Genomic DNA, 11460 nt, shown 5'->3' on the forward strand with positions numbered 1-11460 from the left:
GGCGCGGCGTCGGCGGTTTCGAGCTCAGTTCTTTGCCGGTTGCCGTAATGCCAGGGCAGCCACGCCACACAGGATCAAAGCGACACAGGACACATAGAACGCATCGCTGTAGGCCATCAGGTACGCCTCGCGACGCACGGTGTGGAGCAACCCCTCGATAACCTGCTGTTGAGCGGGCAACAACTGATTGAATACGAAGTCCTCGCTGTCAGCCATGCTGGTGCGCAGGCGCTCCTGCAAGGACGGGGAAAACAGCGTGATCGACTCCCCTACCCGCTCGGAATGAAAGCGTTCGCGCAGGGCGACGATCTGCGTCAGGCCCGCCGTGCCAACGGCGCCGCCAAGGTTACGCAGCATGGAGAACAACGCCGAGGCAGAGCCGGCTTCGTCTTTGGCCAGGCCAGACACCGCCAGTACCGACAGCGCCACCATGATCAGCGGCTGCCCGATGCCCCGCACCACAGTGGAAGGAATAATCACGTTGGCGGCGCTGTCGACATCCAGGTGCGCACCGAGGTAGCCCCCCAGGGCCATGATGAAAAAGCCACTGGCGACCATCAGTTTCGGGTTGAGCCACTTCATCAGGCGCGGCATGAACGGCGCCAGTACCAGCTGCACCATGCCGTAGGCGATCAGGCTGATGCCAATCTCCCGCGCGTTGTAACCCTGCAACTGGGACAGGTAATTGGGCACCAGGAATACCAGGCCGAAAGTGGCCGCGCCAAAGATGAACATCGCTGCGCTGGCCACGCCGAAGTTGTAGCTCTTGAGCAGGCGCAAGTTGATGAAGGCGCGGCTGCCATACAACTGCGACAGCACGAAGTACACTAAGGCAACGCCGGCAATCAGTGACATCCACACAATGAAATCGGAGCCGAACCAGTCCTTGCGGCCACCTTCTTCCAGCACGATCTGCAAGCCACCCAGGCCGACGATCATGGCGATGATCCCGCCCCAGTCGCCGCGCTTGAGCAGGCTCAACTGCATGGGCTTGGCATCGATGGACCATGCCACCGCCAACAGCAAAAGAATGCCGGGAGCCAGTTGCAGGTAGAAGATCCAGCGCCAGGAATAGGCATCGGTCAGCCAGCCGCCAATGGACGGCCCGGCGGCCTGGGCGACGCTGTTGGACAACGCGAACAAGGCCATGCCCATCGCGATCTTGCTGGGCGGCAGCTCGGTGATGATCAACTGGAATGACAACGGGATCAGCACCGCGCCGGCAGCGCCCTGGATCACCCGAATGATGATCATCACTTCCAGGTTGGGCGCCCAGGAGCAGGCAATCGACGCCACCAAAAATACAAACGAGCCGACGAGCATCACCCGACGCAGGGAGAACACCTGCACCAGCCATGCGGTCAGCGGAATCATCACGATCTCCGCGACCAGGTAAGCGGTGGAAATCCATGAGCCTTCCTCGAACGTCGCCCCCAGTGAACCCTCGATCTCCGGCAGCGCGGCGCTGGTCACGTGTACGTTCATGCCGGCCATGAAACAGCCGAACAGCCCGCCGATCACCGCCACCCAGGCGCGGAACGACGCGCTCTTTTCAGCCGCTTCAGTCATGTGCAACGCCCTGATTAGCTGGGCGGGTGTCCACCGTGGTGATCACCGACATACCCGGCAGAATAGGCCCGCCTTCGTCATGCTCATCAATGACGATCTTCACGGGAAAGCGCTGCACGATTTTGGTGAAGTTGCCGGTAGCGTTGTCCGACGGCAACAGTGCGAACACCGCCCCGGAACCTGGCGAGAAACTCACCACATGGCCTTTGAGCTTGCGCCCCGAATAGCTGTCGACGCTGATAGCCACCGGTTGGCCGACACGCATATCGCGCAGCTGGGTTTCCTTGTAGTTGGCCACCACATAAGCCTGTTGCACGGGCACCACCGCCAGCAGCGGCAAACCTGGCGCGACGTATTGACGGGTGCGCACTTTGCGCTGCCCCACCACCCCGTCGATGGGCGAGCGGATCAAGGTGTCCTCCAGGGCATGAGTCGCCAGGTTCAACTGCGCCTCGGCCTGGCTGCGCCGTGCTATCTGCTGCTGGAGCGAGGCTTGGGCCAACTGGCGTCGGGTGACGGCCACGGTCAAGCGGGTGTCCTGTTGGCGTTGCATCGCGTTGGCGATTTCCACCGCGGCAGTGGCCTGACTGTAACGGACGGCGGCGGTTTCCAGACGCTGGGCGCTGGCGGCGTGGTCGCGCACCAAGCCTTCGTAGCGGCGCTGGTCGAGGCTTGCGCGGCGCAGTTCGGCGGCCACACTGCGGGCGTGAGCCTGAGCCTGGTCAACGCCGGCTTTTTGCTGGGCGATCAGGCTGTCAGTGACTTTCATGTTGGCCTCTTGCGCTGCCACCGAGGCCTGAGTCTCGGCCAGTTCTGCGCGGGCTTGTGCCAAGCGGGCCTGGTAGTCACGGTCCTCGATGCGCACCAGCACATCCCCTGCCTTGACCGGCTGATCATCCTCTACCATCACCTCGGCCACGTAGCCTGAGACCTTCGGGCTGATGGGAATCCAGTCGGCCCGCACATAGGCATCATCGGTCTGCTCCAGGTAGCGGCCGACCGTCATCCAGTACACGCCGAACACCACTGCCGCGATCAACAGCACAGCACCGCCCAGCAGGAGCAAATGCCTTTTGCGGTGTGGGTTGCGCGTGTGTGCCTGTTCGTCCTGGACAGCAGTTTTTTCATCAACAGCGATATTCATGGCTGGGTACCGGAAAAAGTGGTGTAAGCGTGGGTGGGCGCTGAAGGCTGCCAACCACCGCCAAGCGCCCGAAACAGGCCGATCTGGCGTTGCAGCAACCGGCCATCGGCGTCGGCGCGGGTGGCCTGCAAGCGGATCAGCTCACGCTCACTGTCCAGCACGTCGAGAAAGTCGATAGCCCCCGCGTCATAGTTGAATTGGGCCAACCTGTAGGCGTGGCGGCTGCTCTCCAGCGCCTGGCTCAAGGCCGCGTGGCGCTGGCGCTCGCCGTCGTATAACGCCAGGGCCTGACGCACCTCCTTGAGGGCCTTGAGCACGCTGGCCTCGAACTGCGCCACCTCCACTTGCTCAAGCGCTCGCGCCTGCCTGACCCGCGCGCGATTGGCTCGCCAGTTAGGGAACTGCCAGGTGATCAGCGGGCCGATGCCGAACATCAGCGCGCTGCTGTCGCCCAGCTCATGGGGTTTATTGGCCGAGGACGATACTGAAGCGCCGAAGGTGACCTTGGGGTACAGGTCGGCCTGGACGATATCCACTTGCAGCGTGGCCGCCTGCAACGCTCTCTCGGCCTGCCGGATATCGGGGCGGCGCGCCAAAAATTGCCAGCCATCGCCCACCGGCAACTCGGCATTGAGTTGGGGCACCTCTTCACAGGTGGCGGCGCCTGCGCCTTGGTCCAGATCAGCCACGCCGGTCAGCATTGCCAGCTCGTACAGCGCGGCTTGTCGACGCGCCTCCAGCATCGGCAGCAGCGCCTGGGTTTCGCCTTGCAGGGCTTGCATGCGGCTGTATTCAAGGTCGGTCACCACTCCGGCCTGTCGCTGGCGATCAATCAACGCCAGGCTGCGCCCGACCACTTGCAGCGAGTGGCGCTGAACCTGGGCACGCGCGCCCAAGGCGCAGGCATTCACATAAGCGCGGGTGGTTTGCGCCGCGACCGTAATGCGCAGCAGGTCTTCGGCATCCTGCGCCGCTGCGGCTTGTATCTGGGCTCGTTCGATGGTGCGCTGAACCTGGCCCCACACATCCACTTGATAGGCCAGCTCCAAGCCTGGGTTGAACGCCCACTCCGACGGCGCATGACTATCGGTGGCCCTGGCCAGGGTTTGATCATCGGCGGTCTTGCCGTAAGCCGCCCCCAGTGACGCCTGGGTGGACGGCCAGCGCTCGGCATCAGCCTGCATGATCCCGGCCAGCATCGCCTGCACATGGGCCTGAGCTGCTGCCAGATCACGGTTGTGCAACAACGCCTGTTGCACCAGCGCATCGAGTTGCGGATCGTTGTACAGCTGCCACCAACGCTCGGGTAATGCCTGGGCCGAAACGCCTAGCGGCAGACGACTCAGGGCATTGATGCGTTCCGGATGAGGCTGTGCCGGTGTATGCGCGACCCAGGATGAACAACCCGCCAACAACGCCACCGCCACGCCAAACAGCGAGAGACGGCCATGCCGTGGGGAAAAAGAAGGCGAACCCATCGAAAAAATCCAGAAGGCCAAGTAGAGATGCAGGGTAAAAGCGCAACGGGGTACGCATCTCCCGAGTTCTGGACAACCATCGTTTCGATTGGGACAAGGTGGGCGGCGCTTATGAATCGCGCATCGAACTCGTTCAGAAATGTGGGAGCAGGCTTGCCCGCGAAGGCGGTGTGTCAGTCGGTGCATCTGTTGCTGCACTACCGCTTTCGCAGGCAAGCCAGCTCCCACATTGGACCTTCGTCGCCCCTCGCCAAAGTGCCAGTCACGGCTACCGCTGTGAATTCAGACCAGGCGACAGTGACTCGGCGTGTAACCCAGGGTGCGCTTGAACATCGCGGTAAATGCACTCGGGCTTTGGTAACCGTGCTCCAGGGCCACCTCTAAAATGGAGGCCCCACAGGCCAGCCGCTGCATGCTGAGCAGCAACCGCGTGCGCTTGCGCCACTCGCCGTAACTCATGCCCAGTTCTTTCTGGAACAGCCGAGCGAGGGTGCGTGAACTCATATTCAGTTGTGCCGCCCAATGCTCCAGTTTCGATTCCCGGGAAGGGTCGTCGATAAAGTCCGCGCACAGCGCCTTAAGCCTGGGCTCATCCGGAATCGACACATGCGCCAGTACCCGCTGCGCACGGTCAAGCTCCGAGAAAATCAGCTCGACAATCTGCACATGACGCAACGACGCCGGCTGGCTGTCAGGCTCATCGCCCGCAGCCACAATCAGCTCGCGCAGCAAGGGTGAAACCCTGATGACCTCACACTCCTGCGCCAACCGACCGTGCGCCCCCGGCGAGATCAGCAAGGTGCGCATACGCACCTCGCCGGTCATGCGGATCTGATGCTCCATCGCCGGGGGCACCCACAGGGCGTGCCCGGAAGGCAGCACCCAGGTTGCCTGCTGCACCGACACCAGCATCACACCGTTGATGGCATAGACCAGTTGGCCCTCGTCATGTCGGTGGGCAGCCACGATGTCGCCGTGCACGTAGTTACCGGCGAGGGCTGCCAAAGAGGTATGCGCGTTCATTTCAGCAAGCCGCGAACAGGTTAGGTCGGCCACTGTTGGAAGGTTCCTTGGGCATCATGTCGCTTCTCCTTTTTTTGAACAGCGTGACCCATTGGGGCTCAGTGGCCACTGGACTCAATACTAAACAAAGAAAGGGTGAGGGGAATTGCGTATTGGGGTGGGTATTAGGGAAAAACGTCGAGGAAAAATTAAAAAAACCAAAATATCGGCGAGTAGATTTCAGGAAAAAAGATTATTGCTTTGGGGATAACAGGGGCTCGCAAAGAGCCCCTGTTCGGGTTTAACCCTAAAACGCGTAACGCGCCTTGACCATCACACCATCAGCATCAAACCCGCTACGAGCCTGGCGGGTATAGCTGGCGCCCACGGTCAGCGCCGATACCTGATAATTCAGGCCCAGGCTGGCTTCGTAACTGTCACGTGCGACCGAAGCGCCCGTGACGGTAAACGCCGAACCACCCAGCACAAAGCTGGAGGTTTGCGCGACGCGGTCGCCCATCAGGTCGTGATAAGCCATCAAGGTGGCTTCCGGTTGCAGGCTGCCGGTGGCCAACGGGAAATTGCCGGCCAAGCGCACACCCGCACCCAACTCGCCAACCTCATAGCGTTGCGAGCCGGTGCTCAGCGCCGCCGAAGAGCCCTTCTCGGTGAAGCTGTCCATGTGCACGTTGGAATAACGCGCCGCCACTCGCGGCTCTATCACGGCAGCATCCGACAGCTTGAAGCTGTAGCCGCCCAGTACGCTGGCCGACAACACATTGCTGTCGTAGCTGCCCTTGGCGGTAGTACCCGCCACACGGCGCTTGCTGTCATTGTCGTTATGGCCGTAGCTCAAGCTGCCGTCGACAAACCAGTTCTGCAGCGACCAGTTGCCGTACAACGACAGCGCATGGCCCTGCACGTCGGTCTTGTTACCCAAGTCCGAATGGATGTTGGAATTGAGATAGCTGTACGCCACACCCACCGTGGTGCTGTCGTTCAAACGACCATCCACACCCACCGCCATGCCGCTGCTGTTGGCTGAATAACCGTTGTCGCCGCCACGACCATCCTGATCCATGTTGCTGCTCAAGCCTTGCAACCACGCACCCACGGCTTCGCGATTATCACGCTGGCCCGAGAGGCGATTGAGGATCGCGCCATTGATCACCGTCTGGCCCGACAAGGCCACGTCCAGCGCGCCACGGTTGACGTCCGGCTTGAGTTGCTCGCCCACTTGCGCCAACTGCTGCGCGGTGCCTGCGTTGGCCAGGGCCTGGAACACCGGATCATCCGTTGCCAACTGCCCGAGCACGTCATTTTTTGCTTCGTTGACCACAGTGACAACCGGCTCAGTAGCGCCCGCGCCGGTCAGTTCCTCTTGCACTTGCTGATTGCTCTTCAAGCCGACCACGGCCTTGACCGTTTGCGCGTCGGCCGAATAACTGAGCACGTCCAGCAACGACGAAGTGCTGGCAACCGACAGGCCGTTGTTCTGCACACTGCTGGCTTGCAGCAAGGTGTATTCGGTGCCGCTCGGCACGGGGGTGAAATCGCCTGGGTTGGCGCTCAAGGTTACTTTCGATGCCTGAGCGAAATTCGCCGCACCGTTGACCGTCAGGTATGGCGTGGTCGGCACCACGCTGTTGGCCAGGCGCATATCAATGCCTGCACCGCTGGCGATGTTGAGGTCACCGGTGAGCACCGTGCCCGGGGCCGCAAGGTTTAAGGAGCCCGAGTTGATCGACACCGGCGCGATGATGCGGCTGCCGGAAAAGTCAGCCTGGCCGGCGATGTTCACCGCGCTGACGTTGAGCACGTCGCCGACGATTTTGCCGCCGGTCCAGTTGAGGCTGGCGCGGTTGGCTGCGTCGATGGCGATTCCGGAATTACTGCGGATTTCACCGGCTTGTTGGTTGATTTCGAAGGTGGAGGTTTGCTCGGCTGCGTCGACAGAGATGGCCGTGCCATCGGCGATGATCGTGCCGCGGTTAATGATGCCGCGGGAGCCGATGGGGGGGTTTTGGGTGAAGGTGGCGCCCAGGAGATCGATCGCTTTGCCGTTGGTGCCTTGGGCTTGGAGCGTGCCGGTGTTGAGGATGGAGTCGACGGTACCTGCATAAAAAATGAGTCCGGCTGAATCAGAGCCATTCACGGAAATCAGTCCACTGTTTTCGATGCGCAGCGCACTGGTGGTGGTTTCAACCTCTATGCCCCAGGCGCGCTGGCCCGTTGCGGTGATGGTACCGGAGTTGATGATTTTTCCGCCGATATTGATCGGGTACGCTCGCGGGCCATCCACCGCCAGACCCACCACCTCATCACCCGCCATTTCGATCACGCCTGTATTAGCCACGTCGCCTGCCACTTGGGAGTTATGCAGGAACATGCCCTCGCCGCCAAACGTGCCATTGACAGCAGAGACGTCCGATACAACAGGCGTTGATTTGATAGTGCCAGAGTTGATAACACTGCCACCAATCACTGCATTACCAATCTCAAAACCTTCGTAACCGCCATTGTTCATGGTGATGTTACCGGCCTGAATCACATCGCCCGTAATCGTACTGGGGGTCGAGCCGTCAATTGCAAAACCGAATGGGTCCACGGCAAACGCCCGGATGTAACGTCCGTCGGAGGTCATCACAATATCAGCACGATTGATCAACGAACCTTGAATGCTGGTACTGGAAACACTCACGCCCATCAACATAGTAGTGCCAGAGTCGGGGGTGGGCGTTTGATTGGTCGCCTCAGTCAGCCTTCCGGTGAAAATCAGAGACTCATTGAACGCCTCGCCCTTCCACGAGGTTTTACCTTGACCCAGATCCACTTCAACGGCCATTGCCTGGCTGCTGATTGCACCGACCACTACGGCCAACAGTTTTTGCTTGAACGGATTTTGCTTCATTTGAAAACTCCATGTACGACAGAAGGCATCGCCCATAAACCCTGGCGATTACAGATATAAAACCAATGACTACAACAAGCGCCGCTGCACCGCCTCATCCAACGTGCTGCGGGTCAGGGCCTGCACCACCTCTTGGGTGTCCTGGCGGAAAGGCACGGCAACGATCAACAGCAATTGCATCCAGGTACGCAGCGACTCGCTCTTGCGCACACGGCCCAGCTCCTTGCCGTCCTTGTCCTTGAATACGGTCTCCAGGGTGAAGGTGTTCTTTGCGGTAGAAGGGATAATGAAGAACGTCACCCCGGTGATGATGGCCGACGCCATGCTGAACTGTTCGTTGTTGTACAAGGTGGCCTCAACATAAAGATCCGCCTCGGCCTTATCCGTACTCACCCACGCAAAACGCCCCGACTCACGAAAGCCCTCGGCAACCGTCGCCTCCCCAACCGCTGCTGCAGCCCCCGCAGCCGTATTGGCCGGCCCACCGTTGACCTGATTCATGACCGTGGTGCGCACGAACACCTTCGGCTTCTGCTGCGGCGCATTGGCCGTGGGTGGCCACGTCTGAACGGGAGGCAACTCGTTTTGCGAATACGTCACGCAGCCAGACAACAGAACCGCAGCGAGCACCACACAGTGCTTGATTGAACCGATCATTTTTGTTCTTCCTTAAGTTGTGGTTGTGCCAACTTCGCCGTGGCGTTATCGAGCAGCGTTGAAACCAGTTCATTCAACTTCTTGACCCCCATCACCGGCGACCAATACTCCCGCCCGTAAAGCCCCACGTTGTGCTCAAACTTGATCTGCTCCTTGGCGGCAGCCAGTTCTTTGCCGTTACGGTCAACGATCGCCAGATCACCGGCCATATCGAAACTGTCGACGTAGATGGGCCCGTTTACCCAAATCCAGATCGTCAGCGTCAACAAAGCCCCGGGGATGTAAGCAGGGTGCGGCGCGCGATGGCCCTTGAGCGACGTCATGTTGAACTTGAGCACCACGTCGTTCTCGCCCAGGCGCACCGGGTATTCGGTGACATCCTTGAAATAACCACCGGCCTTAACGTATTGGTTGAGCTGATGGGTGAGTGAACGGCTGATGGCGGTGCGGGTGGCGTCGTCAGCGTCAGGGATAGCAACGGAAACATCGGCGATTTGTGCGGCTCGGGGGCTGCTGACTTTCGCGGGATGGGGAGGAGCGCTCAATGGACCGGTGACGGTGTAGGAGACGCAGCCGGTCAGGGACAATGCCGTGAGGAGTGCGGCGGTTTTGAGGAGGGTTTGGAGCACGGAATGTCCTTATTTGGGGGGTGTGGTTGATCAGGATGTAACTAGAGGTGCAGCGGTGGGGGGGATGCCATACTCTTTGTATGTGCAGCCTTTATAGACGGAAGGGGCCGATTTTAGAAAAGTTGATAATCGTGGACGTTAAGTAAGTGCCATTCAAATCTGTCCCCTTTTTCGTCCCTTTTTCATACAAAAAGACTAATCAAATAAATCCGTCCCCTTGTCCCCTTTTTTCCCCTGATGCAAACGCGTTCGGCGGCAAGGGCCGAGGTTAGGAAAAATGGACATCCGAAGAAGGTTAAGTAAGCGCCATTCAAATCTGTCCCTTTTTTTGGTCCCCTTTTTTTGGATTAAAACTCGTCCCATCAGGGAACGTGGCTACTCCTTTTGCACCACTTTATTCGTGCTCTCGCCTAGAGTATACAAATCCACTAATCGGATCTAAATCTCGCTTAGCACCCGCCGCATGCACGCACTGAATATCAATTTTGTTGATCGCCTGCTCTTTCCCTCCCAGTGCATCTAAATTTGTAGCTACAACCTCCAGGCTCTCCAAATCAAAGTCTGTTGGCTGACGATCAACATAGTATCGAATTAACACGAAACCACTATCATGATATCCGACAGCGATGGCTCTAATATTAGGGTATATCTCGCCAAGCAGCGCAATGCGGAAGCACGCCACGAGCCAATCCGGCAATTTTGTCGCGAATAGCATCTCAGTTCCTCGCATCTGGAACAATATGGGCACCATTTTTCCCATAGTGGACTTGACCTTTGGTTACAGGCTGCCCTGTCCGCCCGTCAATACCTATCGGTCTTCCAAAATCCACAATTGGGTTACCACGAGCCCCGGCACCAACGATCGGATATTTACCACTGTGGACTCCACCTAAAAGTTCAGCCGGGTCGACGCCATTATTAAAATAACTACGTCCTTCCTCAAAGTTATTGTGGCCTCTGATATGTTTCCCCTGCTGTCCTGTATGGATATTTGTCGGAAGGTCGTTGGGAACAGGCAGTTTACCTGTCGCTTTTGCACTCGCATCTACAATATTCCTATCAACCAGCGTACCAGCTTCCGAATCAGTCCGCGCACTCGTCCCGTTTGGATTTTTAGACGGTGTCTCTTTCGCCGCACTCGCCATCGCACGCTTATAAGCCAACGCGCCAGCCGCAGTCCCTAACCCCACCGCCAGCGCAACCTTCAGGTCATCCGTGATTGCTTGCGCCTGCGCATCGCTAAGCCCCCATTTGGCTTTGAGCGAATCAACCATCGCGCCTACCGAATGCTCAGCGAAAAGGGGACCAGCGAAAAGGGGACAGATTTATTTAACCCAAGAAAAACACCTCTAAGCAAAAAATAAATCTGTCCCTTTTCTGTTACTTTTCTGTTAAAAGATAAATCGCCTCCTTTTCCCTCCTACCCCTTATTCTTTGTTACTTCTCCCCACGCCGAACGTTGCTCTCACCCTCTTAGATACCACCATATATGGCACCCATATACATGCAGAAATTAGCGAGCCCATCATTTCTTTTTTAACCTCTGGATTATCAATCGACATACTTGAATCAAAAAACGATCCAAGCCAAGCATCCAAAGGAATAAAAACTAATGATACAAAAAAAACAACTATAAACAACTGTGGAAAAAGATAGCTTTTTGTGAAAAACAAATAAAGCAAATAAACATAAGCTAAAATCAACAACGTATTAAATAGCATTTCCGACACTAAAAAAGTCAAAAAATATGGAAGATACCCTTCTGTACCTGGCGTGGTTACGTACTCAAAAACCCCTTCCGTCATAAAGAAAGAGTAATAAGCTGGAAAAACCTCGTACATTATCCGCAACGGACTTATAAACAAGACAACCATTACCAGCAATAACCAGCCTTTTAAACCACTCAAACGACTTTCTTCGTCCATACAAACTCCTTTGATTAGACTATATTTTATCTACCCACTTCCCGGAATAAAGGGGACGGAATAAAGGGGACAGATTTAATTATTCAGGGGGGGGGGGGGGGGGGGGGGGGGATATTTATAACCCAACAAACCTCTAAGCCCCGTC

At 57.8% G+C, this 11460-nt stretch carries 10 protein-coding genes; all 10 read right to left on the bottom strand.

Annotation, left to right across the window (positions count from 1 at the left end; genetic code table 11):
• Positions 1-24: 24 nt before the first annotated feature.
• The 10 genes from TX23_RS23700 to TX23_RS23740 all read right to left on the bottom strand — a co-directional run bounded on the left by TX23_RS23700 (position 25) and on the right by TX23_RS23740 (position 11315).
• The gene (locus tag TX23_RS23700; RefSeq protein ID WP_057704287.1) at positions 25-1569 is read right to left on the bottom strand and encodes an MDR family MFS transporter; all 1545 of its coding nucleotides are present in this window, start codon (positions 1567-1569) and stop codon (positions 25-27) included.
• Positions 1562-2713, bottom strand: a complete 1152-nt coding sequence (locus TX23_RS23705; RefSeq protein ID WP_057704288.1) for an HlyD family secretion protein — start codon at positions 2711-2713, stop codon at positions 1562-1564. Before TX23_RS23705 ends, TX23_RS23700 begins: the two co-directional genes overlap by 8 nt.
• Positions 2710-4191 (bottom strand): efflux transporter outer membrane subunit, encoded by a 1482-nt coding sequence (locus TX23_RS23710; RefSeq protein WP_057704289.1) that lies wholly within the window; start codon positions 4189-4191, stop codon positions 2710-2712. The genes TX23_RS23705 and TX23_RS23710 overlap by 4 nt, the downstream gene beginning before the upstream one ends.
• Positions 4192-4473: 282 nt before the next feature.
• Positions 4474-5214 carry an AraC family transcriptional regulator gene (locus tag TX23_RS23715; protein WP_057704297.1) on the bottom strand — a complete coding sequence of 247 codons (741 nt, stop codon included), beginning with the start codon at positions 5212-5214 and terminating at the stop codon, positions 4474-4476.
• A gap of 286 nt (positions 5215-5500) precedes the next feature.
• On the bottom strand, positions 5501-8104 hold the full coding sequence (locus TX23_RS23720) for an autotransporter family protein (RefSeq protein WP_057704290.1): 2604 nt from the start codon (positions 8102-8104) through the stop codon (positions 5501-5503).
• A gap of 69 nt (positions 8105-8173) precedes the next feature.
• Complete coding sequence (locus TX23_RS23725; RefSeq protein WP_057704291.1) at positions 8174-8761, bottom strand: hypothetical protein; 588 nt, start codon at positions 8759-8761, stop codon at positions 8174-8176.
• Entirely contained in the window at positions 8758-9390 is a 633-nt protein-coding gene (locus TX23_RS23730; RefSeq protein ID WP_057704292.1) for a hypothetical protein, read from the bottom strand. The genes TX23_RS23725 and TX23_RS23730 overlap by 4 nt, the downstream gene beginning before the upstream one ends.
• Positions 9391-9784: 394 nt before the next feature.
• Positions 9785-10105, bottom strand: a complete 321-nt coding sequence (locus tag TX23_RS23735) for a hypothetical protein (RefSeq protein ID WP_057704298.1) — start codon at positions 10103-10105, stop codon at positions 9785-9787.
• 1 nt (position 10106) lies between these two features.
• Positions 10107-10664 carry a polymorphic toxin type 50 domain-containing protein gene (locus tag TX23_RS27595; RefSeq protein ID WP_082629704.1) on the bottom strand — a complete coding sequence of 186 codons (558 nt, stop codon included), beginning with the start codon at positions 10662-10664 and terminating at the stop codon, positions 10107-10109.
• Between the two features lie 153 nt (positions 10665-10817).
• Positions 10818-11315, bottom strand: coding sequence for a DUF2569 domain-containing protein (locus TX23_RS23740; RefSeq protein ID WP_057704293.1), 498 nt, complete (start codon positions 11313-11315; stop codon positions 10818-10820).
• Positions 11316-11460: the final 145 nt, after the last annotated feature.

The organism is Pseudomonas paralactis (assembly GCF_001439735.1).
GTDB lineage: Bacteria > Pseudomonadota > Gammaproteobacteria > Pseudomonadales > Pseudomonadaceae > Aquipseudomonas > Aquipseudomonas paralactis.

Bases quoted from the DNA above. Each gene is read 5' to 3' on its own strand.
- TX23_RS23700 (WP_057704287.1), bottom strand. From the start codon at position 1,569: ATGACTGAAGCGGCTGAAAAGAGCGCGTCGTTCCGCGCCTGGGTGGCG.
- TX23_RS23705 (WP_057704288.1), bottom strand. From the start codon at position 2,713: ATGAATATCGCTGTTGATGAAAAAACTGCTGTCCAGGACGAACAGGCA.
- TX23_RS23710 (WP_057704289.1), bottom strand. From the start codon at position 4,191: ATGGGTTCGCCTTCTTTTTCCCCACGGCATGGCCGTCTCTCGCTGTTT.
- TX23_RS23715 (WP_057704297.1), bottom strand. From the start codon at position 5,214: ATGAACGCGCATACCTCTTTGGCAGCCCTCGCCGGTAACTACGTGCAC.
- TX23_RS23720 (WP_057704290.1), bottom strand. From the start codon at position 8,104: ATGAAGCAAAATCCGTTCAAGCAAAAACTGTTGGCCGTAGTGGTCGGT.
- TX23_RS23725 (WP_057704291.1), bottom strand. From the start codon at position 8,761: ATGATCGGTTCAATCAAGCACTGTGTGGTGCTCGCTGCGGTTCTGTTG.
- TX23_RS23735 (WP_057704298.1), bottom strand. From the start codon at position 10,105: ATGCTATTCGCGACAAAATTGCCGGATTGGCTCGTGGCGTGCTTCCGC.
- TX23_RS27595 (WP_082629704.1), bottom strand. From the start codon at position 10,664: ATGGTTGATTCGCTCAAAGCCAAATGGGGGCTTAGCGATGCGCAGGCG.
- TX23_RS23740 (WP_057704293.1), bottom strand. From the start codon at position 11,315: ATGGACGAAGAAAGTCGTTTGAGTGGTTTAAAAGGCTGGTTATTGCTG.